This window comes from Streptomyces sp. NPDC003011 (genome assembly GCF_053591515.1).
In genome coordinates, this window is record NZ_JBSFTY010000109.1 from 1 (window position 1) to 25569 (window position 25569).

The 25569-nt window shown below is 72.9% G+C and carries 23 protein-coding genes; 16 read left to right on the top strand and 7 right to left on the bottom strand.

Going from position 1 to position 25569, the window contains the following annotated elements; genetic code table 11:
- Window positions 1-309: 309 nt before the first annotated feature.
- The 5 genes from ACWD0J_RS36590 (at window position 310) to ACWD0J_RS36610 (ending at window position 9155) form a co-directional block, all read left to right on the top strand.
- Window positions 310-3279, top strand: coding sequence for a helix-turn-helix transcriptional regulator (locus ACWD0J_RS36590; RefSeq protein WP_451500178.1), 2970 nt, complete (start codon window positions 310-312; stop codon window positions 3277-3279).
- Between the two features lie 250 nt (window positions 3280-3529).
- Window positions 3530-4759 carry a serine hydrolase domain-containing protein gene (locus tag ACWD0J_RS36595; RefSeq protein WP_451500179.1) on the top strand — a complete coding sequence of 410 codons (1230 nt, stop codon included), beginning with the start codon at window positions 3530-3532 and terminating at the stop codon, window positions 4757-4759.
- Between the two features lie 135 nt (window positions 4760-4894).
- The gene (locus ACWD0J_RS36600; protein ID WP_451500180.1) at window positions 4895-6331 is read left to right on the top strand and encodes a CAP domain-containing protein; all 1437 of its coding nucleotides are present in this window, start codon (window positions 4895-4897) and stop codon (window positions 6329-6331) included.
- A gap of 140 nt (window positions 6332-6471) precedes the next feature.
- Window positions 6472-7149, top strand: coding sequence for an AIM24 family protein (locus ACWD0J_RS36605; protein ID WP_451500181.1), 678 nt, complete (start codon window positions 6472-6474; stop codon window positions 7147-7149).
- Window positions 7150-7490: 341 nt separating this feature from the next.
- Complete coding sequence (locus ACWD0J_RS36610) at window positions 7491-9155, top strand: serine/threonine protein kinase (protein WP_451500182.1); 1665 nt, start codon at window positions 7491-7493, stop codon at window positions 9153-9155.
- A gap of 50 nt (window positions 9156-9205) precedes the next feature.
- On the opposite strand, the gene ACWD0J_RS36615 is transcribed toward ACWD0J_RS36610, so the two are convergent.
- A complete protein-coding gene (locus ACWD0J_RS36615; RefSeq protein ID WP_451500183.1) occupies window positions 9206-10657 on the bottom strand; it encodes a serine hydrolase domain-containing protein in 1452 nt (483 codons plus the stop codon).
- Between the two features lie 87 nt (window positions 10658-10744).
- Between ACWD0J_RS36615 and ACWD0J_RS36620 the strand changes: the two genes are divergently transcribed.
- The 3 genes from ACWD0J_RS36620 to ACWD0J_RS36630 all read left to right on the top strand — a co-directional run bounded on the left by ACWD0J_RS36620 (window position 10745) and on the right by ACWD0J_RS36630 (window position 13336).
- Window positions 10745-11716 carry an LLM class F420-dependent oxidoreductase gene (locus ACWD0J_RS36620; RefSeq protein WP_451500184.1) on the top strand — a complete coding sequence of 324 codons (972 nt, stop codon included), beginning with the start codon at window positions 10745-10747 and terminating at the stop codon, window positions 11714-11716.
- Between the two features lie 100 nt (window positions 11717-11816).
- Entirely contained in the window at window positions 11817-12848 is a 1032-nt protein-coding gene (locus ACWD0J_RS36625; protein WP_451500185.1) for a hypothetical protein, read from the top strand.
- Window positions 12849-12910: 62 nt separating this feature from the next.
- The gene (locus tag ACWD0J_RS36630) at window positions 12911-13336 is read left to right on the top strand and encodes an SsgA family sporulation/cell division regulator (RefSeq protein WP_451500186.1); all 426 of its coding nucleotides are present in this window, start codon (window positions 12911-12913) and stop codon (window positions 13334-13336) included.
- Between the two features lie 65 nt (window positions 13337-13401).
- Here ACWD0J_RS36630 and ACWD0J_RS36635 read toward each other — a convergent pair whose 3' ends face one another.
- Window positions 13402-13899, bottom strand: coding sequence for a DUF6328 family protein (locus tag ACWD0J_RS36635; RefSeq protein ID WP_451500187.1), 498 nt, complete (start codon window positions 13897-13899; stop codon window positions 13402-13404).
- 147 nt (window positions 13900-14046) lie between these two features.
- Between ACWD0J_RS36635 and ACWD0J_RS36640 the strand changes: the two genes are divergently transcribed.
- Together ACWD0J_RS36640 and ACWD0J_RS36645 are read left to right on the top strand one after the other, a co-directional pair.
- Window positions 14047-14472, top strand: a complete 426-nt coding sequence (locus tag ACWD0J_RS36640; protein WP_451500188.1) for a hypothetical protein — start codon at window positions 14047-14049, stop codon at window positions 14470-14472.
- Window positions 14473-14612: 140 nt separating this feature from the next.
- Complete coding sequence (locus ACWD0J_RS36645) at window positions 14613-14960, top strand: hypothetical protein (RefSeq protein WP_451500189.1); 348 nt, start codon at window positions 14613-14615, stop codon at window positions 14958-14960.
- A 14-nt stretch (window positions 14961-14974) separates the two neighbouring features.
- Here the strand turns inward: ACWD0J_RS36645 and ACWD0J_RS36650 are convergent, their stop codons facing one another.
- Window positions 14975-15958 (bottom strand): aldo/keto reductase, encoded by a 984-nt coding sequence (locus ACWD0J_RS36650; RefSeq protein WP_451500190.1) that lies wholly within the window; start codon window positions 15956-15958, stop codon window positions 14975-14977.
- Window positions 15959-16195: 237 nt separating this feature from the next.
- On the opposite strand from ACWD0J_RS36650, the gene ACWD0J_RS36655 reads away from it, so the two are divergent.
- Window positions 16196-17818 carry a cholesterol oxidase substrate-binding domain-containing protein gene (locus tag ACWD0J_RS36655; protein ID WP_451500199.1) on the top strand — a complete coding sequence of 541 codons (1623 nt, stop codon included), beginning with the start codon at window positions 16196-16198 and terminating at the stop codon, window positions 17816-17818.
- 34 nt (window positions 17819-17852) lie between these two features.
- On the opposite strand, the gene ACWD0J_RS36660 is transcribed toward ACWD0J_RS36655, so the two are convergent.
- Complete coding sequence (locus ACWD0J_RS36660; protein ID WP_451500191.1) at window positions 17853-19070, bottom strand: FAD-dependent monooxygenase; 1218 nt, start codon at window positions 19068-19070, stop codon at window positions 17853-17855.
- Between the two features lie 340 nt (window positions 19071-19410).
- Here ACWD0J_RS36660 and melC1 point away from each other — a divergent pair, with 340 nt between their 5' ends.
- From melC1 to ACWD0J_RS36675, 3 genes are all read left to right on the top strand, one after another.
- On the top strand, window positions 19411-19776 hold the full coding sequence (gene melC1, locus ACWD0J_RS36665) for an apotyrosinase chaperone MelC1 (protein WP_451500192.1): 366 nt from the start codon (window positions 19411-19413) through the stop codon (window positions 19774-19776).
- Window positions 19777-19807: 31 nt separating this feature from the next.
- Window positions 19808-20632, top strand: coding sequence for a tyrosinase MelC2 (gene melC2 / locus ACWD0J_RS36670; RefSeq protein ID WP_451500193.1), 825 nt, complete (start codon window positions 19808-19810; stop codon window positions 20630-20632).
- Between the two features lie 80 nt (window positions 20633-20712).
- Window positions 20713-21165, top strand: coding sequence for an SRPBCC family protein (locus ACWD0J_RS36675; protein WP_451500194.1), 453 nt, complete (start codon window positions 20713-20715; stop codon window positions 21163-21165).
- A 10-nt stretch (window positions 21166-21175) separates the two neighbouring features.
- On the opposite strand, the gene ACWD0J_RS36680 is transcribed toward ACWD0J_RS36675, so the two are convergent.
- Both ACWD0J_RS36680 and ACWD0J_RS36685 read right to left on the bottom strand, forming a co-directional pair.
- Window positions 21176-21880 (bottom strand): ribonuclease H family protein, encoded by a 705-nt coding sequence (locus ACWD0J_RS36680; RefSeq protein WP_451500195.1) that lies wholly within the window; start codon window positions 21878-21880, stop codon window positions 21176-21178.
- Window positions 21881-21911: 31 nt separating this feature from the next.
- The gene (locus ACWD0J_RS36685) at window positions 21912-22712 is read right to left on the bottom strand and encodes a VOC family protein (protein ID WP_451500196.1); all 801 of its coding nucleotides are present in this window, start codon (window positions 22710-22712) and stop codon (window positions 21912-21914) included.
- Window positions 22713-22930: 218 nt separating this feature from the next.
- On the opposite strand from ACWD0J_RS36685, the gene ACWD0J_RS36690 reads away from it, so the two are divergent.
- Complete coding sequence (locus ACWD0J_RS36690) at window positions 22931-23860, top strand: SGNH/GDSL hydrolase family protein (RefSeq protein ID WP_451500197.1); 930 nt, start codon at window positions 22931-22933, stop codon at window positions 23858-23860.
- A 71-nt stretch (window positions 23861-23931) separates the two neighbouring features.
- The gene (locus ACWD0J_RS36695; RefSeq protein WP_451500200.1) at window positions 23932-24807 is read left to right on the top strand and encodes an aminoglycoside phosphotransferase family protein; all 876 of its coding nucleotides are present in this window, start codon (window positions 23932-23934) and stop codon (window positions 24805-24807) included.
- A 57-nt stretch (window positions 24808-24864) separates the two neighbouring features.
- Here the strand turns inward: ACWD0J_RS36695 and ACWD0J_RS36700 are convergent, their stop codons facing one another.
- Window positions 24865-25347: a VOC family protein gene (locus ACWD0J_RS36700; protein WP_451500198.1), complete on the bottom strand. Its 483-nt coding sequence runs from the start codon at window positions 25345-25347 to the stop codon at window positions 24865-24867.
- Between the last annotated feature and the right edge of the window lie 222 nt (window positions 25348-25569).

Consider the following 25569-nt stretch of genomic DNA (forward strand, 5'->3'; position numbering starts at 1 on the left):
AATTTACAAGCAAAACCCGGAATACGAGATACACGCTTTGGTGAGTGGTGTTCTGAGGTGTGCTCTTCCGAGCCCGCGGACCCGCCGGCGCCGGGCCCCGCGGGGCGGGTGCCGGCCGACTGGGCACGGTCGCTGCGGCAGTGAGCGCCCGGGAGCCGGGACGTCCCGTCCAGGGGCAGGCGGGTGGTGCGTGGCCGGTCGCGCCCGTGCGGCGGAGCCGCACGTCGGTACGGCGCCGCCCTCCTTCAGGCCGGCCGGACCGCCCCGAATTCCGCAGGAGCTGTCAGTGCTCCGTGCCAGGATGGGGGTGTGCCGACGATCTCGAACACCGCACCGCTGATCGGCCGGGAGGACGAACTCACCCGCCTCGCCGGTGTGCTGGAGCGCGCCCGGGGCGGTGAGGCCCGGGCGGTGCTGATCGCCGGGGACGCCGGTGTGGGCAAGACCCGCATGCTCGACGAGGTCGCCGGGCAGGCCGCCCGGTCCGGGATGACGGTGCTCACCGGGCACTGCGTCGACCTCGGCGACGTCGGCCTGCCCTACCTGCCGTTCACCGAGGTCCTGGGCCTGCTCGCCGCCGACCCGCGGTTCACGGACACGTTCGCCGCACACCCGGTGGTGGACCGGCTGCTGGGCGGCGGCACGGACGCCGTGCGGGACACCGGCGGCCGGCTGCGGCTGTTCGAGGGCATCGCGGGGCTGCTGGCCGACCTCTCGGACGTCGCCCCGCTGCTGCTCGTCCTGGAGGACCTGCACTGGGCGGACCAGTCCTCCCGGGACCTGCTGCGGTTCCTGCTCAGCCGGGGCATCCTCCAGCGGTCGGCGGGCGGTGCGCCCACACACCGGCTGGCCGTGTTCGCCTCCTATCGCGCCGACGACCTGCACCGCCGCCACCCGCTGCGTCCGCTGCTGGCGGAGTTGGTGCGGCTGCCCTCCGTGGAGCGACTGGAGCTGCGGCCCATGGCCGACGCCGAGGTGGCCCGCCTGGTGCGCGCCCTGGGCGACAGCGCGGTGGCGGACACCACGGTCCGGCGGATCGTCGAGCGCGCCGAGGGCAACGCCTTCTACGCGGAGGAACTGCTGGCGGCCACCGACCCGGCGGCCGGGGGCGTGCCCAGCGGTCTCGCTGACGTCCTCCTCATCCGCTTCGAGCAGCTCTCCGACACCGCCCAGCAGGTGCTGCGCACGGCCGCGGTGGCGGGGCGCCGGGTCGAGCACGATCTGCTGCGGGACGCGGTCGGGCTCCCCGAGGACGAACTGGAGTCGGCGCTGCGCGAGGCGGTCGGGCGTCAACTGCTGGTCCCCGGCACCGGCGACACGTACGCCTTCCGGCACGCCCTGGCCCGGGAGGCGGTCTACGCCGACCTGCTCCCCGGTGAACGGGCGCGACTGCACGGCGCGTTCGCCCGGCTGCTCACCGGGCGGGGCCGGCGGGCCGAGAGCGCGGCGGAGCGCGCCCACCACTACCGGGAGAGCCACGACCTGGCCGAGGCGCTGGCCGCCTCGCTGGAGGCCGCCTCCCACGCCGAGTCGCTCGGGGCGCCCGCGGAGGAACTGCGGCACCTCGAAACAGCCCTGGACCTGTGGTCGGCGGTGGAGCCGTCCGCGCGGCCCCCGGGCGAGGGCGTCGACCGGGTGACCCTCACGCTGCGTGCCTCGGCGGCGGCCGCGCACGCCGGGGAGGCGCACCGGGCGGTGTCGCTCACCCGTGCCGCGCTCGCGGGCGTCGACCAGGACGCGGACTCGGAGCTCGCCGCGCGGGTGCGGTACACGCTGGCCGGGAACCTGATCGGCGTCGACAGCCAGACGGCGGCGTTCGCCTACAGCAGCGAGGCGCTCGCCATGATCCCGGCCGATCCCCCGTCGCGCACCTGGGTGTGGGCGGCGGCCACCCACGTCCTGGCGGCCCGTCAGGTCGGGGACAACGAGACCGCGCTGCGGGTCGCCCGGCAGGCCCTGGGCGTCGCGGAGCAGCTGGACGTGGCCGACGCGCGGGCGGATCTGCTGATCTCGCTGGCGGCCCTGGAGGGCGGCGGCCGCAGGACCCGGGAGAGCCGGGAGCGGTTGCGGGAGGCCAGGGATCTCGCGCGCCGCTCGGGCAACGCGCCGGTGGAGCTGCGCGCGCTGTTCAACCTCGCCATCGGCTGCTTCGAATCCGGTGACCTCGACGAGTGCCTGCCCTGGCTGACCGAGGGACTGGACCGCGCCCGCCGCGCGGGCCTGCTGTCCTCGCCCTATCCGCTGGAGATGCGCTACCTGCGGCTGCTGGTGCTCTACACCCTGGGCCGCTGGGAGGAGTGCGTGCGCGCGGCGGCCACCGACGCCGACGTGCTTCCGGCGGCCGGCGGGTACACGGCCGGGCCCGCGCTGTACGCGGCGCTGGCGCGCGGCGACCTCACGGTCGTCGACCGGGCGGGCACCCTGCTGGAGGGGCCGTTCGACTGGATGGGCACGCTGGTCGCGGGCATCGTGCTGACCGACGCGGCGGCGCGGCAGGGCGAGCCGGAGGCGGCCGTGGCGCGGACGCGGTCCACGGTGGCGGCCCTCACCGACGACGCGGGCTCCCTGCCGGACGTCACGGTACGGCTGGCCGCCCTCGCCCTGTCCGCGGTGGCCGACCGGGCCGCCGCGCTGCGCGGGGCCGGTGACGAGGCGGGGGCGGGCCGCTGGGCGGACACCGCCACCGAACTGCGGGACCTGGCCCGGACCACGGCCGCGCGCGGGGAGGACGCCACTCCGCAGGGACCGGAGGGACAGGCGTGGCTGGCCCGTGCCGAGGCCGAGTGGGCACGGGCCGTGTCGGGTCCGGACGTGGCGGCCTGGCGCAGGGCGGTCGCCGCCTTCGACTTCGGTGACGTGTACGAGCGGGCGCGCTGCCAGGTGCGGCTGGCGGAGGCCCTGGCGGCGGCCGAGCGGCGCGAGGAGGCGGCCGTGGAGGCCCGCGCGGTCCGCGAGACGGCCGCCCGGCTCGGCGCCACACCGCTGCTGGATCAGGTGAACGCGCTGATCCGCCGGGGGCGCCTGGCGGACAGCCCGGGCGCCGAGGACCGGGCCGCGGTCCTCACCGCCCGGGAGCGGGACGTCCTGCGGCTCCTGGCCCTCGGCCGCAGCAACCGGCAGATCGGCGAGGAGCTGTTCATCACCGGCAAGACGGCGAGCGTCCATGTCTCCAACATCCTCGCCAAGCTGGGCGCGGCCGGCCGTACGGAGGCGGTGGCCGTCGCCTACCGGGAGGGCCTGATCACTCCGGAGCCGAGCGGCTCGGGGCGCCCGTCCTGAGCTACCGCTTCATGCCGTCGCGGTCGAGGCTCTCCAGGTCGACGGCGTCGGCCGTCGCCCGCGTCCCCCGGTCGCGGGGTGCGGATGATCGCCGCCGTCGAAGGCGGGCCGGATCCGCCCTCGACGAGGAACACGGTGCGGACGCCCGGCGAAGCCGGCACAACATAAGCCCGAGATCACCGTTTTCGTGCCGGTTCGTCGCCATACTGTGCGCAGCTCATCGTCAGTGACAGGACAGGAGAGGTGCCGGATGGCATCAGCAACGGCGCGCACAGGCACGGTGGTCGGGGCGGTTCTGCTGTCCCTCCTGGCACCTTCCGCGCAGGCCGCGCCCCGGGAATCCACGGCCGCCGGATCGGGCTTCGCCGCGCTGCCGGAACCCGACACCACGGGTCTGCGCGCCGTGCTGCGCACCGCGCTGCGGCAGGGCGCGCCCGGCGCGATGGCGCGGATCGACGACCACGGAACGGTCCACCGCACGGCCATGGGCGTGGCGGACCGCGGCACCGGACGAGCCATCAGCAACGCCGACCGCTTCCGCGTCGGCAGCGTCACCAAAATTTTCACCGCGGTGGTGCTGCTGCAACTCGTGGACGAGCAGAGACTGAAACTCGACTCCCCCGTCAACCGCCATCTGCCGGGACTGCTGCCCGACGACCGGATCACGGTGCGGCACGTCCTGAGCCACCGCAGTGGGCTGTACGACTACACGAATGACATGTTCGCGCGGACGGTCCCGGGCTTCGAGGCGGTCCGCGGCAAGGTCTTCACCTACCGCCAGCTGGTGGACCGCTCCCTGCGCCGGCCGCGCACCAACGCGCCGGGCACCACGTACGCGTACTCGAACACCAACTTCGTGGTCGCCGGGATGCTGATCGAGAAACTGACCGGCCGCCCGGTGGGGACCGAGTACCAGAACCGGATCATCGAGCCGCTGGGCCTGCGCGACACTTTCTACGTGCATCCCCGCACCCAGATCCCCGGCCGCCACGCCCGCGGCTATCTCACCCCGGACCGGGCAGGGGCCCCGCTGGTCGACGCGACCAGGCAGACGGCGTCCTGGGCACAGAGTGCGGGCGCGGTCGTCTCGGCCACCGGGGACCTGAACACCTTCCTCACCGCGCTGCTCGGCGGCCGGCTGACCTCGGCCGCCCAGCTGGCCCAGATGCGGCGGTGGGTACCGGCCGGCGGCACCCAGGCCTACGGACTCGGCCTGCGCCGCCGCACCCTGTCGTGCGGTGTCCCGGTGTACGGCCACACCGGCGCCGTCCAGGGCTACTACACGTACGCGTTCACGTCGAAGGACGGCGGGCGCAGCCTCAGCGCGCTCGCCAACACCTCGAACAACGCCACCGTGCTCACCACGATGCTGGGCACACTGGAGTCCGCGTTCTGCGGCAAGCGGACGAAGGCGGCGCGTGGCTTCACCGCGCCCGCCGAGCGGCGCGAGGACATCGCTCCGGGCATCGCGCGGGACTGACCGCGCGTGCGGCGGCCCGGCCGACCGCACTCCAGGTCCGGGGCGGGGCGGGGCGTCGGCGGGAACCCCCGCACCCCGGTGCGCGTTGTCCGGACGACCCCACGGGGTCCCGTACGACGACATCAGGGCGGCACGATGAGCGAGTTGGTCCCCGGGGGCAATCTGCCCCTGCCGGGCGGTGCCGTGACCGTCCGGGTACCCGGCCCCTTCGACGTGTCCGCGCTCATCACCGACGACAGCGGCCGGGTCCGGGGCGACGACGACTTCGTCTTCTACAACCAGCCGGCCGCGCCCGGCGCCCGACTGCGCGGCGACACCCTGACCGTCGACCCACCGAGCCTGCGCAGTGGTGCCACCCGGGTGACGGTGGTCGTCAGTCCCGCCGCCCCCGCCACTCCCCTGGGCCGGCTGCCCGCCCCCACCCTGCACGTCACTGGCCCGGGCGGCCGCCCGCTGGCCCGGTTCGCCCCGCCGCACCCCCGGCAGGAGACCGTACTGCTCCTCGCGGAGCTCTACCGGCGCGGCGACGGCTGGAAGCTGCGGGCGCTGGGACAGGGGTACGCCGACGGGCTGGCGGGACTGGCCCGCGACTTCGGGGTGGACGTCGTCGGCGAACCGACGGGGTCCCCGGCACCGCGCACGCCGCCTTCCGTGACCCGCACGACGTCGCGCGCACCCGCTCCTGCGACCCACCGGGCACCACGTACCCCTCCTCCGGCGCGCCCGACGCACCCCGCCCCGCACCTGTACTCGTCGGCGTCCTCGATCCACCCGGCTCCGCACCCGCCCTCCGCCGACCCGGACGGCTTCGTCACCCTGGTCAACTCCGCCCGTGCCGCCGCCGGTTCGCCCCCGGTCTCCCTCGACGACCGCCTGGCTGCCGCGGCCCGCGCCCACGCGTCCGCGATGGCGTCGGCAGGGCGCCTCGGCGGGGAGGGGCCGGACGGCGTCTGCGTCCACCAGCGCGTCACGGCCGCCGGATACGCGTACCTCGTCGTCGGCGAGCACCTGGTCTCCGGTCCGCGTACGCCCGCCGAGTTCGTCGCGTACTGTCTGCGCACCGAGCGGCCCCGCCGCACCCTGCACGACCCGGCGTTCGCCCACGCCGGTCTCGGGCACGCCACCGACGCCCGTTCCGGAGACACGTACTGGACCGCCCTGTGGGCGACGCCCTTCACTCCCGCGGGCCTGGCGCGGACCCAGAGCGAGGTCGTCGATCTCACCAACCGGGAGCGCGTCCGGGCGGGGCTGCCCGCCCTGGCGGTGGATGCGCCGCTGGTGACCGCCGCACAGGCGTACAGCGCGGACATGGCGGCCCGCGCCTTCTATTCCCACACCTCTCCCGAGGGCACCCAGCCCTGGGACCGGGCCGCCGCCGCGGGCTCCGCCCGGCGTTCGATCGGCGAGAACATCGCCTGCGGCCAGCGCTCCCCCGCCGAGGTGGTCGACGGCTGGATGCACAGCCCCGGGCACCGGGCCAACATCCTGAAGCCGGGCTTCACCCACATCGGCGTGGGTTTCGCGGGCGGCGGCCCCGCGGGCACCTACTGGACCCAGCTCTTCGGCGGCTGACGCGGAAGGGCCTGAGGCATGACGTGCTGCCGGGGCCTGACCTGAGCAGGAGGGGCGGCGGCCCCGCGGCACTCCCGAAATCGGGCTCGACCACGGCCGCGATCGTGGCGGAAGGCACCCGTCCGGGCCACGATGCTCCTATGAAGGGTGACCTTTTCTCCAGCGAGCACATGGTCCAGCCGGCCACACAGGCGGGCATGACGGTCGAGAACGCCAAGTGCGTCCGGTACACGGTGAACGGCGAGATGCTCGCCCGCCAGGGGGCGATGATCGCCTACCGCGGCAGTCTCCAGTTCGAACGCAAGGGCCAGGGCGTGGGCGGCATGCTCAAGCGCGCGGTCACCGGGGAGGGACTGCCGCTCATGGCGGTGCGCGGCCAGGGCGAGGCCTGGTTCGCACACGAGGCGCAGAACTGCTTCGTCGTGGAGGTCGGCCCGGGCGACGAGTTCACCGTCAACGGCCGCAACGTCCTGTGCTTCGACACCTCGTTGCAGTACCGGATCGCGACCGTGAAGGGCGCCGGTGTCACCGGCGGCGGCCTGTTCAACAGCGTCTTCACGGGACACGGCCGGCTGGGGCTGGTGTGCGAGGGGAACCCGCTGGTCATTCCGGTCTCCCCGCAGTATCCGCTGTACGTCGACACGGACGCGATCGTCGGATGGACGGCGGGCCTTTCGACCTCGCTGCACCGTTCGCAGTCCATCGGGTCGATGCTGCGCGGCGGCTCCGGGGAGGCCGTCCAGCTGATGCTCCAGGGCGAGGGCTATGCCGTCGTCCGGCCGAGCGAGGCGACACCGCAGAAGGCCCAGCAGCACTGAGATGATCCGCGCGCCGGCGTGGTCCGGCGCTCACGCGCACCCCCGGCGGCTCCGTCGACGTGAGGAGGCGCCGGCCGGCGTACCCCTGGAACCGGTGGCCCGGACGGCCTTCGGTCTGCGCTGGAATTCCTCGTGCGGCGCGATCGGTTGGGAGGCCGGCCCGGAGCGGGCCGCTCCGGTCCGGTTCCGCCTCCGATCAGAACGCGCTGATATCCGCCGGACCGCTGTACAGCAGGCGAACAAAAAGAGAGCGGCACCCTTCAGTTCACGATTCGTTGAACGCATCCCCTCGTACCCCTCGTACCTCTGGGAAAGGTGAGAGCCAGGGGTTTCAGCGAGGGATGACCATGGTCAAGGCGCACGCGTCCACACACGAACTGGTCGCCGGAAGGTACCGACTCCTGGAGCCCCTGCACCAGGAGACCAACCGTGTCTGCTGGTACGGCGAGGACGTCACGACCGGGCGCCCTCGTCTGCTCACCCAGATCGGGCTGCCGGCCGATCCCGACGAGCAGACCTCGCGCCGGGCCGTCGCCCGCGTCATCCGCATGGCGGAGACCATGGGGCAGCTGTGTCCCGGCCAGGTCGCGGCGGTCCTCGACGCCGTCGTGGAGTCCGGCACCCTGTGGACCGTCACCGAGTGGATCGACGGCACGCCCCTGGGTGAACTCCTCGCCCAGCAGGGCACCTTCGCCTACGTCCGGGCGGCCCGCATCGGCCTGGAGGTGCTCGGCGTCCTGGAGGCCGCGCACGGCCAGGGCATCACGCACGGCGAGCTCAGCCCCGGCCAGGTCTACGTACGGGACCAGGGCTCCGTCGTCCTCACCGGCTTCGGGCTGACCGGCGCGACCCTGGCGCCCCGGGTCACCGCACCCTCGTACGCCTCCCCCGAACAGGCCCGCGACGAGCGCATCGGACCGGCCGCCGACCTGTGGGCGCTCGGGGCGATCCTGTACACGATGGTCGAGGGCCGCCCGCCGTTCCGTGAGCGGGACCGGCCGGAGTCCACCCTGCGCGGGGTGGACCGGCTTCCGCTGCGCGGCCCTGTGCACGCCGGGCCGCTCTCCCAGACCGTGCAGGGGCTGCTGCGCAAGAACTCCCGGGAACGGCTGACCCGCCCGGTGGTCCGGGAGGCGCTCACCCGGGTCCTCGACGCGGACCCGGGCCGGGCCATGGGCGTGCCGTCCCCGTCCCGGCCGCGCGGTCTCCGCGCGGCGGGCCCGCTGTGGAGCAGGCGGACCGTGATCGCCGGGACCGCTCTGGCCGTCGTCACGGTGTCCGTCGCCGTTCTCGCCCTGACCGAGCAGCTACCGGGCACCGGCACCTCGTCGGGCGACGCGGCATCGCGGCCGGGCGCCTCGGCCCCGGTCACCGACGACCGCACCGACGGCCAGGCCTCCCGCCCGCCGGAAACGCCGGCACCCACGCCGACAGCGACAGCGACGCCGACGCCGCCCCCCACTTCGCCGCCCACTTCGCCGCCCACACCTCCGCCGACCCCCGCGCCGACGCGATCCCCGACCGGCACCGCGCTGCCCTCCGGCTACCGCGTGTACCAGTCGCCGGAGGGCTTCTCGGTGGCCCTCCCCGCCGGCTGGAAGGCGCTGCGCACCACCCGCATAGCCGACCTGGCGTACCGCGTGATCCTCGGCCGCGAGGACGACCCGCGCACGCTCGCCGTCACCTACAGCGAACGCGTGGGCCCGGATCCCGTCGCCGTCTGGCGCGACGACGTCGAGCCGGACCTGAAGGACAGGGGCGTCGGCTACCGCCGGATCGGGGAGATCCGCGCGACGACGTACCAGGGGCGCGAGGCCGCCGACATCGAGTGGCTCGCCGACGACTCCCGCGGCGCCCGCGTGCGCACCTTCGGCCGCGGCTTCCTCATCGGGGAGGGCCGCGGCTACTCGCTGCGCTGGACGACACCGGCGGCGGACTGGAACGACTCCGCGAACCGCGAGGCGCTGGACACCTTCCTGCGGACGTTCCGGCAGGCACCGGACTGATTCCCGCGGACGTTTCACCCGGCCTCAGGCTGACCTCCGCGGACGTCCCGTCAGGCCCGGACCGAGCCGCGGGGCGCCCGCATCGACAGAAGCGACCGCGCGTGCAGTGGCTGCGTGCGCCAGCGTGCCGTGAAGCTGCGGTCCGGCAGCGAGCAGCTCACCACCAGGTGGTGGGGCGTCTCCAGGAACGCCACGTCGACGACGAGGGTGTCCGCGTCGGCCCACCCTCCGCCGACCGCGACGGGGACCGGCTCCTCGACGACGGTCCACGCGCCCTGCCCGAGCGGCAGTTCCAGCCGGTGCCCGTCCTCGGTGAGCGTCACGCGCCAGCCGGTCCCGGCAGCCGAGACCCGGACCTCACTCAGGCGCCGATGGTTCTCGCGCACCACCTCGTCCGGGGCGAACGACGTGCCGGACCAGGCCTCGGGGTGCTCGGGCGGGGCCGGCTCGCCCGGGGCGGGCGGCAGCGCGAGCCCCGCCAGCCGCTCGGCCAGGGCCGCGTCCTCGGCCTGCCCGCCGGACAGCGGCCGCGGCCCGAAGGCGGGCAGCAGATGTTCCCAGGCCAGGTTCAGCACCTGCTGCATGTCCTCGGTCGCCGACGTCATCGCGATCACGGCGTCCTGCTCGGGCAGCACGAGGCAGAACTGTCCGTACGCCCCGTCCCCGCGATACCCGTGCCGGGACCTCCAGAACTGGAAGCCGTACCCCTGCTGCCAGTCGGACAGCGCGCCCTGAGGCGTCCCGTCGGCGTTCGTGACGTGCGCCCGCGTCGCCTCGGCCACCCAGCCCTCGGGCAGCAGCCGCCGCCCCTGCCACACCCCGTCCCGCAGATACACCTGGCCGAGCCGGGCTATCGCGTCGGTGGTGGCGTGCAGTCCGCTGAACCCCAGCTCGCGGCCCGCCCCGTCGCGGAGCCACGCCACCTCTCCGACACCGAGCGGATCCAGCAGCCGCGGCCGCAGGTACGCGGTCAGCGGCTGTCCGGTGACGCGCTGGAGGATCGCGGCGAGCGTGTACGTGGCGGGCTGGTTGTAGGCGAAGACGGTCCCCGGATCACGGTCCGGGGGCAGCAGCAGGAAGCCGCGCACCAGGTCCCGGGGGTCGAGCGCCCGTGCCCGGTCGAGGGTCTCGGTGTCGTGCCCGCTCGCCATGGACACCACATGCCGGACGAGCATCGCGCGGCTGCGCGGGTCGGTGATGTCGGCCTCGAACTCCGGGAAGTAGGAGATCACCGGGTCGTCCAGCCGCATCAGTCCCTCGGCGACGGCGAAGGCGGCGGCCGTCGCCGTGAAGCTCTTGCTGAGCGAGTACAGCAGGTGCGGGCGGAGCGGGGTGTACGGCGCCCACCAGCCGGACGCCACCACATGGTCGTGCCGCAGGATCATCAGGCTGTGCGGCTCGATGCCCGGCGCGGCTTCGAGGGCGTCGAGGAAGGCGTGGACACCGGACGCGGCCACTCCCTGGGCGGCGGGGGCACTCTTGGGCAGGGCGCGAACAGTCATGGGCGCATCCTCCCCCGTTCGCCCGCCGCGATCGAGAGGGCCACGATCGGTCCGTTTTCCCCTCCGCCGACCGGGGACCCGGCCCGTATGGTGCAAATCGGATACACGATGATGACCGAGCAGGCCGGTCCCCGTGACCTCGTCGACCATGTGGTCCGGGCGGAGGAGGCGGGCTTCGACTTCTCGGTGACCTCCGACCACTACTCCCCCTGGCTGCGCGCACAGGGCCACTCGCCGTACGCGTGGAGTGTCCTGGGCGCGGCCGCCCAGGCGACCTCGCGCATTCCCCTGATGACGTACGTGACATGTCCGACCTTCCGCTACCACCCGGCGGTGGTGGCGCAGAAGGCGGCGACGATGCAGCTGCTGTCCGAGGGGCGCTTCCGGCTCGGGCTCGGTTCCGGCGAGAACCTCAACGAGCACGTGGTGGGCGGCGGCTGGCCGTCCGTCGACGTACGGCACGAGATGCTGGAAGAGGCCGTGGAGATCATCCGGGCGCTCTTCGAGGGTGGCCATGTGAACCGTCGCGGCACCCACTTCGACGTCGAGTCGGCGCGGCTGTGGGACCTGCCGGACCAGCCGCCGCCCATCGGCATCGCCGTCTCCGGCGAGCGGTCCTGCTCCCTCGCGGGCCGGCTGGCCGACCTGGTGATCGCCACCGAGCCCAAGGCGGGGCTCCTGGAGACCTTCGACCGGCACGGCGGCACCGGCAAGCCGCGCGTGGGCCAGCTGCCGGTGTGCTACGACACCGACCGGGACACCGCCGTCAAGCGCGCCCACGCGCAGTTCCGCTGGTTCGGCAACGGCTGGAAGGTCAACTCCGAGCTGCCCCACCCGGACTCCTTCGAGGGCGCCACCCAGTTCGTCACGCCCGACGACGTCGCCGGCTCGATCCCGTGCGGCGACGACCCGGAGGCCTTCGTCGAGGCGGTACGGCCGTACGCCGAGGCGGGCTTCACGGAGATCGCCCTGGTGCAGATCGGCGGCGACTGTCAGCCCGAGTTCCTGGACTGGTCGGCGAAGACGCTGCTGCCCGCGCTGCACGACGCGCTCGGCTGACCCCGCCCGGGGGTGACGGGACGTCGCCACCGGGTGGCCTAGGCTTCCGGCTTGCGCACGCTCACGCGCAGTTCGACCGGCCTGCCCAGGAGAGTCACCCGTGACCCTAGCGATCGTCCCGTCCGAGACGTCCCCCGTACCCCTGTCCGACCTGGTGGCGCGGGACGCCCGCGAGTTCGGTGTCCACGCGCGCACCGGAGGATGGGCCTTCGGCCTGATGGTGGCGCGCAGCGTGCGGCCCGGCGGTCAGAGCGCCGGCGAGACGCCGAAGGTCTCGGCGAGGGAGTTCGCCGAGCTGGCCGGGTGCTCGCCCGAGCGGGTCATGCGCTACTACAAGGCCTGGGACCGGGCCGCCGACGACGGTCTGGTCCCGCACTTCGAGGCGCTGGTGCCCGGTCAGGAGGTGGAGCTGCCGGACGCCGACGTGTGGCTCGGCTACTACGTCTCCCGCAACAGCGCCACGTCCGAGCGCGGCACCGCCATCACGGAGGCGGCCGAGGCGGAGGGCATCCGGCCGACCAAGGCGCTGGAGGTCGCCGAGAACCCGACCGCGCTGCGCGCCGCGATCCTCGCCGACCCCTCCACCGCCCGGGCGGCCCGCCAGGCCCTCCTGGACCGGGTGCGCGAGGATCCGGAGCTCCAGGCCGAACTGGCCCGGGACGTCGTGCGCACCGACGATCTGAAGAAGGCCGTCGCCAGCGAGAACCGGTCCGCCGACCGCATCGGATACGTCCGCCAGATCGCCGAGTCGGGCCAGATCAGGACGCCGGCCGGGCAGACCGTCGAGGCACCCGTCGACCTCCGTCAGGAGGCCGAGCGGCATCTGTCGCTCCTCGACGAGCTGGAGGAGGACGAGGACACCGGCGAGTGGGCGACCGAGGCGTTCAGCACGATGAAGTCGCTCGTCGTCGAGGCCGTGGAGGCCGACCCCGAACTGCGCGTGCGGGAACGGCGGACGAAGTTCTACACCAGCCTCCAGAAGGCCACGAAGGTGTTCGAGGAGCTCACCTTCGACGACGCCCAGGAGTTCTACGAGGACGACATGGTCCAGCAGCTGGAGGAGCTCCAGCACGCCGTCGCCACCTGTATCACGGCGCTGCGCGGAGCACGCGGGATTCACCCGGAGGGCTGAGCATCTTGCGCGTGACGGGGGTACTAGAGCTCTCTACGACTGTTCTGCCCGGAGGCCCTCTAGTGAACTCGTTCGTGCACAAGACTCTCGTCGTGCAGCTCCAGGCGGGCGCCGCGGACCGCTGTCCGGTCCTCGCCCACCTCAGTTACGACGCGTCGGACCCGTTCGCCGTCACCGTGGTGTTCAGCCATGACGGCCGGGTGCTCGCGCGGTGGCGGCTGGACCGGGAGATGCTCACGGACGGGCTGCGGCGCCCGGTCGGGGTGGGGGACGTACGGATGCGGCCGGTGTCGACCGGCATGTGGCAGGAGCTGCGGATGGAGTTCCTCGGCGACACCCGTCCCGACGGAAGCCGCCAGCGTGCCGTGGTCTTCGCCTGGACGCCGGCGCTCGCGACCTTTCTGCGGGAGACGCGGGAGGTCGTGGCGCCGGGCCGGGAGGAGGTCCGGATCGACGACTTCCTCCAGGAGGTCATCGCCGGCAGCTGAGACGGGCAACACGGGAAGGCACCGCTGCCGGCCGTCCGGACGGCCGGCAGCCCGACGCACCGGTGTCAGTCCGTCGAGTGGCGGCGGGCCAGCAGGGGGACGACGAACCAGCACAGCAGATACCAGGCGACCACTCCGCCGACCAGCCAGGGCACGTAGCCGTCGTGGGTGGCGACCCGGAGGATCAGCAGGAGCGCCGATGTCATGGTGGCGAGCAGCAGCACCAGGCCGACGAAGGTCAGCCGGGAGGCCCACTGGACCGCCTGGGGCTTGACCCGCCGGCCGGACACCAGGCGGTGCAGGGACACCGGGCCGATCAGCGCGCCGGTGGCGCAGGCGCCCAGGACCACCGTCACGATGTAGATGGCCTTGTCCGTGTCCGCGAGATCCGCGTACTTCGGTGTGAACACGACGGTGAGCAGGAAGCCGAACAGGATCTGCACACCTGTCTGGGCGACTCGGACCTCCTGGATGAGCTCCGCCCACTTGCGGTCGGCCCTCTCCTCCTCGGTCTCGTTGCGCCCCGTGTCGTTCTTGTCCGCTTTGCTTCCGGTGGCCGACAAGCTTCCTCCTTTGCCTGATCGAATCTGCTTGGTTCCTCCTGTGCACCGTCTTCCCGGATTCATGCTTCCTTGACCGGCGATGACGTTGGCGGAAACAGGGCGTGACGGAACGTGTTTGCGACGCAGTCGAACGGCAAAGCGGATCCCATGACGGATTCGGACAAGGAAACGACCAAGAAGACAGCAGCCTCCGCAGCCGCCTCCAAGGCACGGCAGAACGCGGACAAGGCGACGGCACCGGCGACGGACACCGCCCGGGCGGCCGCCGCGAAGACCGACGAGGCGGCGTCGGCCGCCAAGACGGGCGCGCAGCGGGCGGCCGACGCGACGAGCACGGCCGCGCAGAGCGCGGTCAAGGGCGTGGAGGTGGGGCGGCAGGCGATCGTCTCGGCCTCCGGGCAGGTCGCGGCGGGCGCGAAGACGGCGTGGGTGGTGCTCAACAACCGCAGGCTGGTCGCCGCGGGCCTCGGAGCGGGACTGACCGCGCTGAGCGCCGCCTCCTTCGTGGCGGGCCGCCGTTCGGAGCGCCACACCCACGGGCCGGTGACCCGGCTGACCGGCGGCCGCTTCTAGCCGCACGGCACCGGCCGGCCGGACGGACGGCTGTTTCAGCGATCACCGGACGGTTACACGGAGCGCGAGACGGATGGCGTGACGGCTGCGGCCGTCACGCCCCGTCCCCGACGTCATCCACTTGAGGAGTCCCGTTGACCATGTCCGACACCGAGCTCACTGTCACACTCAGCGGCGGCAGCGCCGCCGACGCACTGGTGGTCGTACGGACCCTGGAGCCCGTCTTCGGCACGCCGGACGAGCTGCCCTCCGACGAGCACGCCACCGTCCACACGGCCACCTTCGCCGGCGACACCTCCGAGCGGCCGCCCCGGCCGCCGCAGAGCGAGGCCGGCCACCTGTCGGCACCGGTCACCGTCACCGTGCAGGGCACGCCGGAGAGCGTCGAGAAGGCGAGCGAGGCACTGTCGCGCGCCTTCTCCGCGGACGACGAGGGAGCCGCCTCCGGCGACCAGGAGCAGGAGCGCCAGCTGGTCCTCCGGCCCTGACCGGGCCGGGCCCGCTACCAGCGGGCTTCGACCTGGTCCTTGATCCGCCGGTCGTAGAGGTCGCGGATCGCGGTGAGCGTCGCCTCGGACAGCCGGGGCAGCCTGGCGGCGGCCGCGTTGGCGCGCGCCTGCTCGGGCGAGCGGGCGCCGGGGATCACCGTGGTCACGCCGGGCTGCTCGATGATCCAGCGCAGCGCCAGCTGGGCCGGCGTGCATCCCTGCGGGGCGAGCGCGGCGAACTCGGCCGCGGCCTCGACGCCCGTCGCGTAGTCCACACCCGAGAAGGTCTCGCCCACGTCGAAGGACTCGCCGTGCCGGTTGTAGGCGCGGTGGTCGTTCTCCGGGAAGACCGTGTCCTTGGTGTACTTGCCCGACAGCAGTCCCGAGGCGAGCGGGACGCGGGCGATGATGCCGACGCCGGCCTCGCGGGCGGCGGGGAGCACCTCGCGCAGGGGCTTCATCCGGAACGGGTTGAGGATGATCTGCACGCTCGCCACGCCCGGCCGCGCGATGGCGGTCAGGGCCTCCTGGCAGGTCTCCACACTGACGCCGTAAGCGGCGATGCGCTCCTCCTCGACCAGGGTGTCGAGGGCGTCGAAGACCTCGTCCGTGGAGTACACGGGCGTCGGCGGGCAGTGCAGCTGGACCAGGTCGATGCGGTCGACCCCGAGGTTGCGCCGCGAACGGTCGTTCCAGGCGCGGAAGTTGTCCAGGACGTAGTTCTCCGGGATCTGGTCGACCCGGCGGCCCATCTTTGTGGCGACCAGCACATGCAGGTCGGGCCGGCCGCTCAGGAAGGCGGCGATGGTCTGTTCGCTGCGGCCGTCGCCGTACACGTCGGCCGTGTCGAAGAAGGTGACCCCCGCCTCGGCCGCGGCCTCCAGCACCGCCAGGGCCTCCTTGTCGTCGACGTCTCCCCAGTCGGCACCCAGTTGCCAGGTGCCGAGACCGACGACGGATGCGTGCTGGTGCGATCTACCGAATGTGCGCTCGTCCATGGCGTCAGTCTGTCATTCGTCAGGCTGCCGCGCGGACCCGGACGCTCCGGCCGGTCACCTGCGCGTCGTTCACCCACACGAGTGAATGTTCCGGCGAGAGGCATGGACGCGTCAACACGCACCTAGCGTGAGCCCGTGACTGATCCTCTGGTGAGCAAATCCGAGCAGGCCGACCCGTCCTGGACCCGCCGCGGTTTCCTGCGGTCCGCCGCCGCCCTGGCCGCCGTACCCGTGCTGATGGCGGCCGATCCGGCGGAAGCCGCCGAGCAACTGCCGAACTTCCCGGCCGGTGTCGCCCTGTACCGCTCGGCGTACCGGAACTGGGTCGGCGAGATCACCGCGGACGGGCTGTGGGCCTGCGCCCCGGCCGACGGCGGCCAGGCGGTCGACGTCGTCAACTGGGCCTGGCGGAACGGCTGGACGGTGCGCGCCCGGGGCTCCTCGCACGGCTGGTCACCCCTGACGGTCACGGAGGGGACCCCGTCCCACGCTCCCGTCCTGCTCGTCGACACCGCCTCCCGTCTCACCGGCCTCGCCCTGGCGTCCGGCTCGTCCGTCCGGGCCGGCGCCGGCGTCACCCTGGAGGCCCTGCTCACCTATCTGGAGGAGCACGGCCTCGGCGTCACCGCCGCGCCCGCACCGGGTGACCTCACGCTGGGCGGCGCCCTGGCGGTCGACGCGCACGGCACCGCCGTCCCGGCCGACGGGGAGCGGCGTCCGCCGGGGCACACGTACGGCTCCCTCAGCAATCTCGTGCTGTCGCTGACGGCCGTCGTCTGGGACGAGGACAGCGGCGCGTACGCCCTGCGCACCTTCCGCCGGGACGAGGCGGACTGCGCCGCGCTCCTCACCCACCTCGGCCGCGCGCTGGTCACCGAGGTCGTGCTGCGGGTGGGCGACAACACCAGCCTGCGGTGCGTGAGCCGTACGGACATCCCGGCCGGCGAACTCTTCGCCGCGCCCGGCGGTGACGGACGTACCCTCACGAGTTTCCTGGACCGGTCGGGGCGGGTCGAGGCGATCTGGTTCGCCTTCACCGAGTACCCGTGGCTGAAGGTGTGGAGCGTGGCGCCGACCCGGCCGCTGACCTCGCGGCCGGTGACGTCGCCGTACAACTACCCGTTCTCCGACAACGTTCCGAGGCCGGTGGCGGAGCTGGCCGGGCGGATGGTCTCGGAGGGGGCCTGGTATCTGGCGCCGGTGCTCGGCAACGCGCAGTACGACGTGGCCGCGCTGGGTCTCGTGGCGACGTTGTCCGCCGACATCTGGGGACCGTCCAAGAACACGCTGCTCTACATCAGGCCCACCACGCTGCGGGTCACCGCGAACGGCTACGCGGTGCTCACCACCCGGGACCGGGTCCAGCGGGTCGTCGCCGAGTTCACCGCCTTCTACCGGGAGCGGCTCGCGGCGTACGCGGCCCAGGGACGCTTCCCCGTGAACGGCACGGTCGAGATCCGGGTGACCGGGCTCGACGACCCGGCCGACACGGAGCTGGCCGGAGCCCGCGCCCCGCTGCTGTCGGCGCTGCGGCCGAGCGCGGAGCACCCCGAGTGGGACACGGCCGTCTGGCTGGACGTGCTGACCCTGCCCGGCACGCCGGACGCGGAGGCCTTCCTGCGGGAGCTGGAACGGTTCCTGCTGCGGACCTACGACGGCGGACACGCCCTCACCCGGGTCGAGTGGTCCAAGGGCTGGGCGTACACCGACGAGGAGGTGTGGGCCGACGACGAGGTGATCGGGGCGGCGGTGCCCGCCTCGTTCGGCGAGTCCGTGTGGGGGCAGGCGGCCGGGACACTGGACCGGCTCGACCCCCACCGCGTCTTCGACAACGCCTTCCTGGACCGGCTGTTCCGCTGAGGGCCGCCCGCGCGGACACGCCTTTCCGATCGGGCTACTCGCGCGATGCCAGCGCCCGCGTGTGCACGGTCCGCGCCACCTTCGGCCCCAGCCAGCGCTTGAACCGGCGCAGTGCCTCCAGCTGTCCGGCCGCCCGGTCCAGCCGGTAGTACAGCTGGGGCGGGACGTGCGGCAGCAGCGGTGAGTGGCGCTGGCCGAGCAGGGCGAACATCCGGTCCGCGGGCAGGTGCATGTACCGCGGCAGGTTCTCGTACCACTGGGCGCTGTAGCGGGCCGCGCTCTGGATGGTGAGCAGGGCCTGCCTGCGCTCCTGTTCGTAGTGGGTGAGCGCCTGCGGGAGCGCGGGATGCTCGCGCAGGGCACCGGCCAGGGCGATGGCGTCCTCCAGGGCGAGGGTGGTGCCGGCGCCGACGGAGTAGTGCGTGGTGTGGGCGGCGTCGCCGAGCAGGACCAGGTTGCCGTGGTGCCAGGTGCGGTTGGTGAGGGTGCGGAACGTCTGCCACTGGGCGTCGCCCTGGGACGGGGAGCGGCCGATCAGGGCGTGCCCGTCGAGCACGTCGGCGAACAGCTTCTCCAGGAGGGCGAGTCCGTCGGCCTCGTTCGCCCGGTCGAAGCCGAGGCCGGTCCAGGTCTCCGGGGCGCACTCGACGACGCAGGTGCTGCGTCCGGGGGCGAAGCCGTAGCCGTAGCACCAGATCCAGCCGTGGCCGGTCTCGACGAAGGCGAAGGTGAACGCGTCGAAGACCTTACCGGTGCCGAGCCAGATGTAGCGGTTGCGGCCGGTCCTGATCTGCTCGCCGAAGTGGTCGGCGTGGCGGGCGCGCAGCGCGCTGTGCACGCCGTCGGCGGCCACGACCAGGTCCGCCTTCGGGAGGCAGCGGTCCGTGATCTCCCGCTCGAACTCCAGCCGCACGCCGAGCGAGCGGGCCCGTGCGGCGAGGATCTCCAGCAGGCGGTGCCGGCCGATGCCGAACGCCTCGTCGCCCGGGTGGCGGGTGGCCGTGTCCCGCACGTGGGCGACGCCCTCGCTCCAGCGCACCGACTGCTCCTCGATCGCGCGGGCGGATTCGGGGTCGTGCGCGTGCAGTCGGTCGAGCAGTCCGCGCCAGTAGGTCACCCCCCAGCCGTAGGTCGAGCCCTCCGGATCGCGTTCGTGGACGGTGATGTCGTGGGACGGGTCCTGCCGCTTCAGCAGGATCGACAGATACAGCCCCGCGGGCCCGCCACCGACACAGGCGACCTTCACACGCACCCCTGATGATTACTCGAAGCGTTCGATCGGCAACGCACAGTAGCAGGCAGGCGGCATCTCGCCGGGCTTCCCCTTCGCGTCACCTTTCCCGGGTGGCGCAGGTCACCGGCGAGCCGTCCGCCCGGCAAAGATCACCGCGAACACCGCCGCCGGGAGGAGGAATTCTCCCGTCCGGTACCCAGCGCCCTCCCGCACAGCAAGATCAACTTCGTTCAACCTTGCACGACATGGCGGTAATTGTCCGGATCACAGCCAACCCTCACCGGCGATTTCGCCCGCTCCCGACCGGACGGATAGGCATGCGGGGTCATCCACCCCGAACGGACCCAGGAGGTCCCCCATGCCGGAACTCAGCCGACGCCGTGCGCTCACCGTCGCGGCCGCCCTCACCACGGCGGCCGGCGTCCCGGCGGTCGCCGTCGCGGGCGCGTCCGCCAGCGACCGCCGCCACGGCTCCCCCGCCCCCTTCGACGAGGTCTACCGAGGCCGCCGGATACAGGGCCGGACCGCCGCAGGCGGTCACCACCACGGCACCGGATACGCCGTGTTCGTCGACGGCATGGAACTGCACGTGATGCGCAACGCCGACGGCAGCTGGATCAGCGTCGTCAGCCACTACGCCCCGGTGCCCACTCCGCGCGCCGCCGCACGCGCCGCGGTCGACGAGCTCCAGGGCGCCGCGCTCGTCCCGTTCCCCGCCAACTGACCCGCACCGCACGTCCCTTGGAGACCCGCACATGACCGTCCGCAAGAACCAGGCGAACCTGACCGCCGACGAGAAGCGCCGCTTCGTCGCCGCGGTCCTGGAGCTCAAGCGCAGTGGCCGTTACGACACGTTCGTCACCACGCACAACGCCTTCATCATCGGGGACACCGACACGGGCGAACGCACCGGCCACCGCTCGCCCTCCTTCCTGCCCTGGCACCGCAGATTCCTCCTGGAGTTCGAGCGTGCCCTGCAGACGGTGGACGCGTCGGTCGCCCTGCCGTACTGGGACTGGAGCACCGACCGCTCGGCGCGGTCCTCGCTGTGGGCGCCCGACTTCCTCGGCGGCACCGGACGCAGCCGGGACGGCCAGGTGATGGACGGGCCGTTCGCCGCCTCCACCGGGAACTGGCCGATCGGCGTCCGCGTCGACGGACGGGCCTATCTGCGGCGCGCCCTCGGGAGCGGCGTACGGGAGTTGCCGACCCGGGCCGAGGTCGATTCGGTGCTCTCCATGGCGACGTACGACATGGCCCCGTGGAACAGCGCCTCGGACGGTTTCCGCAATCACCTGGAGGGCTGGCGGGGCGTGAACCTGCACAACCGGGTCCATGTCTGGGTCGGCGGGCAGATGGCCACCGGCGTCTCCCCCAACGACCCGGTGTTCTGGCTGCACCACGCGTACATCGACAAGCTGTGGACCGAGTGGCAGCGTCGCCATCCCGGCTCCGGATACCTCCCGGCCGCCGGCACGCCGGACGTGGTCGACCTCGACGAGACGATGCGGCCCTGGCACGACACCCGCCCGGCCGATCTGCTGGACCACACCCCCCACTACACCTTCGACACCGAGTGACGATCGCCGGATCGCGGTTTACCCCGCAGGTCACGGGTACCCGCGCCGGACAGACGACGAGACGAAGGAGGCGATGATCTGTGTCGCAGGTCGAGGAATCCATCGAGGTCGGCGTCCCCGTGCACACGGCGTACAACCAGTGGACGCAGTTCGAGACCTTCCCCGAGTTCATGAGCGGGGTGGAGCGCATCGAGCAGCGCACGGACACGCTGACGCACTGGGTGACCAGCGTCAACGGAGTGCACCGGGAATTCGACGCGGAGATCACCGAGCAGATCCCGGACGAGCGGGTCGCCTGGACGACGGTCGGCGGCGAGGCCAAGCAGGCCGGCGCGGTGACCTTCCACCGGCTGGACGAGCAGCACACCAAGGTGATGCTCCAGATGGACTTCCATCCGGACAGCGTCACCGAGAAGGTCGGCGACAAGCTGGGGTTCGTGAAGCGGCAGACCAAGGGTGACCTGGAGCGCTTCAAGAAGTTCATCGAGGAGCGCGGCCGGGAGACCGGGGAGTGGCGCGGCGCGGTCCTGTGACCGCGGCACGCTATCCGGCAGCGGCCGTACGGCACTCCGGATGGCCCCAGCCCTGATCGTTCTTGGCGATGGGTTCCCCGGCCGCGTACGAGCGTCCACAGACGCAGCGGCCGGGGAACTTCGCCTTGATGGTCCGTGCGGAGCCGCCGCTCCCGCCGGACGCCTTGGCCCCGCCCGACCGCTTGCGCGGCGTGCGGGGCGCTGGTGTGTCCGGTGCGGACGGCGGCTCAGGCGAGCCGAGAGCGCTGCCCGCGGGCTCCTGCACGATCGCGGCCTGGCTCGCGGCGCGGTCCGCGAAGTCGTTGAGGGGATCGCCGTCGACCTGGTGGGCGGGCACGTAACGGAACTCCACCGAGCGGCCGGCGAGCAGTTCGTCGATGCGGACCACCAGGTCCTGGTTGGCGACCGGCTTGCCCCCGGAGGTCTTCCAGCCGTTGCGCTTCCAGCCGGGCAGCCAGGTGGTGACGGCCTTCATCGCGTACTGGGAGTCCATCCGGACCTCCAGCGGCACGTCCGGCGCGGTCGACGCCAGCAGCCGCTCCAGCGCCGTCAGTTCGGCCACGTTGTTGGTGGCCGTGCCGAGCGGTCCCGCCTCCCACCGGGTCGGGCTCTCCGATTCGTCGGCGACGACCCAGGCCCAGCCCGCCGGCCCGGGGTTTCCCTTCGAAGCGCCGTCGCACGCGGCCACCACACGTTCACGCATGCGCTCGATCATGCCATGGCCGCGCGGGGCGTCCGGCCGGGGTTCAGGTGACGTCCGAGACCTGCGGCATCTCTCCCGCGGTCGTCGTGACGTCGATCACCGAGAAGCTCGCGCCCTGCGGGTCGCTGAGGGCGGCGAAGCGGCCGAACGGGGTGTCCATCGGCCCGAACCGCAGGACGCCGCCGAGCTCGGTGGCGCGGGCGACGGCGTCGTCGCAGTCCGCGACGGTGAAGTAGACATTGACGTACGGCGGCACCTCGGGCGGGAACTCGTCCGTCATCCGCATGCGGCCCAGGACGGTGTCACCGTCGATCTCGTACAGGCGGAAGTCGACCTCGTCGTCCCGCATCTCCTTCATGGTGTACGGGAAGACGGCCGGGAAGAACGCGTCCGACTTCTCGGGCTCGCGGGTGAAGACCTCGGCCCAGCAGAACGCGCCGGCCTGCTCGCGCGGTGCCTCGAACCCTTCGTGGACGCCCGCCTGCCACACGCCGAAGACGACACCGCTGGGATCGCGGCCCAGGCACATGGTGCCGAAGTCGCCGACCCGCATCGGCTCCATGAGCACCTCGCCGCCGTTCTCCCGGATCCTGCCGGCGGTGGCCGCGGCGTCCGCCGACGCCAGGTACAGGCACCACTGCGACTGCCCCTCCTGCCCGGGCATCGGCGGTACGACGGCGGCGACCGCCTTTCCGTCGGCGTAGGCCTGCGTGTAGTCGCCGAACTCCGACGACGACTCGCCGAAGGTCCAGCCCAGAACGCCGCCGTAGAAGGCCTTGGCTCCCTCGACGTCGCTGAACATCGCATCGGCCCAACAGGGGGTTCCCTCAGGTTGTACGGCCATGACTGCGGTCCTTCTCCCGGTCGGTGAACGGTCCGGTCTCTCACGCTAGCCATCCGCCCGTCGGCCCGCGCGCCGAACGGGCGCCTCCCCTGTCCCGGGCCGACGAGGCCTCGCGCGGCCGGAAAACGTCCCGCGTGCGACCGCCGTGGGTCTTCCCCCTCGCGCCCCGCTGTGCTTGCCTGGGGAACCGTTTCGGGCGCCGGGGCGGGAGTGGTCGCATGCGCAGGGTGTGGATCGTGGGAGTGTTGCTCGCCGGGCTGCTGCTCGGCGCGTGCACGGACCCGGCGTCGGACCCTGAGGCCCCGCCGCCCTCCCCGGACGTGGCGGGCGCGTCGGCCACGACCGAGCACGGGAGGCCGGCCGCCCCGCAGCGGGCCACCCCGCGCGCCGGCGCCGGGGCACCCACCGTGCTGTATCTGGGCGACTCCCTGGCGACGGAGAACCAACAGGTACTCGGGCAGGAGTTACGGCGGGACCTCGGCGCGCGGTACACCAGCGCCCCCTACTCCGGGACCACGCTGTGCGACTACCTGGAGGGCACCGGGGCGCGCTCCCTGGTGCCCGACCGGGACAAGGCGGCCGCCCTGGTCCGCTCGCTGCGCCCGGACATCGTGATCCTGCAGTTCTGGGGCAACGCGTGGGACTACACCTGGTGCATGGACGGCATCACCTACGGGGGCTCCCGCAGCGCGTACGTCACGCGGTACGCCGCCGACGCGAAGCGGCTCACCGAGCAGATCGCGGCGGCCGGCGGAGCACAGCGGCCCCGGATCGTGTGGGTGTCGCAGGGCCCGGACCCGATCACCCCCGACCGGGTCCGGTGGGTGAACGAGCTCTACGCGAAGCAGGCCTCGGCCTCGGGCGACCTCGTCGCCGACGCGGGGAGGACGGTGAGCCCCGCCGGAGCCCGCCAGACCTGGGTCCAGTACCTGCCCTGCACCGCCTACGAGCACGACCACCCCGAGTACTGCACCGAGCCCGACCGCGACCGCACCGCCCTCCACCTCGACAAGGACCCCCTGCATTTCTGTCTGGCGCCCACGACGCCCACGCCCCGGCCCTGCCCGGTCCGCTCCCCCGGCATCCTGCGCATCGCCCGCGAGATCACCCGGGTGGCCGGGGAGCTGGCCGCCGGCGGCGGGCGATGACGAACCGCGTCAAAACCCTTCGACAGCCAAGCCGTTGATCAGCTGGAATGGCCGGCGTGAGTGTCACGAGGATGCGTGAGGGCGAGGCGGACATCGACGACGGGCTGGTCCGGCGGCTGATCGCCGGACAGCTTCCCCGGTGGTCCGGGCTGCCCGTGGAGCGCCTGGAGTCCTCGGGGACCGAGAACGCCATGTTCCGGCTCGGTGCCGACATGGTCGTACGGCTCCCCCGGCATCCCGGGGCGGTCGGGGACGTGGAGCACGAGCAGCGCTGGCTGCCCCGGCTCGGCCCCCGGCTGCCCTTCGCCGCGCCCGAGCCGCTCGCCCGGGGCGGTCCCGGCGCGGGGTTCCCGTGGCCGTGGTCGGTGTACCGGTGGCTGGACGGCCGTAACCCTGTCGTCGGCTCCCTGGAAGAGCCCGGGCTGCTCGCCGAGGACCTCGCGGCGTTCATCGCCGCCCTGCGCCGGATCGATCCCGCGGGCGGGCCGCCGGGCTACCGGGGTGTCCCGCTGGCGACCCAGGACGCGCCGGCTCGCGACGCCCTCGCCCAGTTGGCGGGGCGGGCGGACACGACGGCGGTGACGGCCCTGTGGGAGGAGGCGCTGCGTCTCCCGGAGTACGCCGGACCACCGGTGTGGGCTCACGGCGACCTGATGCCCGGCAATGTGCTGGTGACCGGCGGGCGGCTCAGCGCGGTGATCGACTTCGGCTGTGCGGGGGTCGGTGATCCGGCCGTCGACCTGATCATCGCCTGGTATCTGCTGCCCCCGGCGGCCCGCCCCGTCTTCCGCGACGCCGTGGGGGCGGACGACGCCGAGTGGGCGCGCGGCCGGGGCTGGGCGCTGTCGGTCGCGCTCGTCGCGCTGCCGTACTACTGGCACACCAATCCACCGGTCGCCGAGGCGTCCCGGCACGTGATCGCGGAGATCCTGGCCGAGGCGGGATAACCGCCCGGGGCGGCCGCAGTCCCGCGCCGGACCGCGGCCGCCCCCCGTAGCGCGGCGTCACCCGCCCGCGGCCGCCTTCTCCACGGCGGCGATGTCGATCTTGCCCATCGTGAGCATGGCCTGCATCGCGCGGCCCGCCTTGTCCTGGTCCGGGTCGGAGATCAGCTCGACCAGACGCTCGGGGACGACCTGCCAGGAGACGCCGTACTTGTCCTTCAGCCAGCCGCAGGGGCCGGGCTCGCCGCCGCCCTCGGTGAGCTTCGTCCAGTAGTGGTCGACCTCGTCCTGGTCCGCGCAGGAGATCTGGAAGGAGATCGCCTCGTCGAACGTGAACTGCGGGCCGCCGTTCAGCGCGACGAACTTCTGGCCGTTGGCCGTGAAGTCCACGGTCAGTACGGAGCCGGCGGGGCCGGGCCCGGCCCCGGTGTGCCGGACGACCTTGCCGATGCCGGAGTTCTTGAAGATCGAGACGTAGTGATGGGCGGCTTCCTCGGCCTGGTCGTCGAACCAGAGGCACGTGGTGAATCCGTCGGTGGTCATGAGTCCTCCTGCGGGCGTCGAACGCTGTCATCTGTGTCGACTGCGCCGCACCGCCGAACTCATCGGTCGGCCGCCGGTCGATCCGGCGGACCGGCACCGGGCGGAAGCAGCGGCGGGCGGCGAGCCGAGCGCGGGGGCTGCGGACGGCAGGCGTCCTGATCATGGCGAAGTTCGCGGTGCCCTCGCAGTACCAGCAGCGTGTGCTCCTCGTCGGTGTTCTCA

Excerpts from the sequence above, each read along its gene's own strand:
- ACWD0J_RS36595 (WP_451500179.1), top strand. The coding sequence starts at position 3,530 with ATGGCATCAGCAACGGCGCGCACAGGCACGGTGGTCGGGGCGGTTCTG.
- ACWD0J_RS36600 (WP_451500180.1), top strand. The coding sequence starts at position 4,895 with ATGAGCGAGTTGGTCCCCGGGGGCAATCTGCCCCTGCCGGGCGGTGCC.
- ACWD0J_RS36605 (WP_451500181.1), top strand. The coding sequence starts at position 6,472 with ATGAAGGGTGACCTTTTCTCCAGCGAGCACATGGTCCAGCCGGCCACA.
- ACWD0J_RS36610 (WP_451500182.1), top strand. The coding sequence starts at position 7,491 with ATGACCATGGTCAAGGCGCACGCGTCCACACACGAACTGGTCGCCGGA.
- ACWD0J_RS36615 (WP_451500183.1), bottom strand. The coding sequence starts at position 10,657 with ATGACTGTTCGCGCCCTGCCCAAGAGTGCCCCCGCCGCCCAGGGAGTG.
- ACWD0J_RS36620 (WP_451500184.1), top strand. The coding sequence starts at position 10,745 with ATGGTGCAAATCGGATACACGATGATGACCGAGCAGGCCGGTCCCCGT.
- ACWD0J_RS36640 (WP_451500188.1), top strand. The coding sequence starts at position 14,047 with ATGACGGATTCGGACAAGGAAACGACCAAGAAGACAGCAGCCTCCGCA.
- ACWD0J_RS36645 (WP_451500189.1), top strand. The coding sequence starts at position 14,613 with ATGTCCGACACCGAGCTCACTGTCACACTCAGCGGCGGCAGCGCCGCC.
- ACWD0J_RS36650 (WP_451500190.1), bottom strand. The coding sequence starts at position 15,958 with ATGGACGAGCGCACATTCGGTAGATCGCACCAGCACGCATCCGTCGTC.
- ACWD0J_RS36655 (WP_451500199.1), top strand. The coding sequence starts at position 16,196 with ATGGCGGCCGATCCGGCGGAAGCCGCCGAGCAACTGCCGAACTTCCCG.
- melC1 (WP_451500192.1), top strand. The coding sequence starts at position 19,411 with ATGCCGGAACTCAGCCGACGCCGTGCGCTCACCGTCGCGGCCGCCCTC.
- melC2 (WP_451500193.1), top strand. The coding sequence starts at position 19,808 with ATGACCGTCCGCAAGAACCAGGCGAACCTGACCGCCGACGAGAAGCGC.
- ACWD0J_RS36680 (WP_451500195.1), bottom strand. The coding sequence starts at position 21,880 with ATGATCGAGCGCATGCGTGAACGTGTGGTGGCCGCGTGCGACGGCGCT.
- ACWD0J_RS36685 (WP_451500196.1), bottom strand. The coding sequence starts at position 22,712 with ATGGCCGTACAACCTGAGGGAACCCCCTGTTGGGCCGATGCGATGTTC.
- ACWD0J_RS36690 (WP_451500197.1), top strand. The coding sequence starts at position 22,931 with ATGCGCAGGGTGTGGATCGTGGGAGTGTTGCTCGCCGGGCTGCTGCTC.
- ACWD0J_RS36695 (WP_451500200.1), top strand. The coding sequence starts at position 23,932 with ATGCGTGAGGGCGAGGCGGACATCGACGACGGGCTGGTCCGGCGGCTG.
- ACWD0J_RS36700 (WP_451500198.1), bottom strand. The coding sequence starts at position 25,347 with ATGACCACCGACGGATTCACCACGTGCCTCTGGTTCGACGACCAGGCC.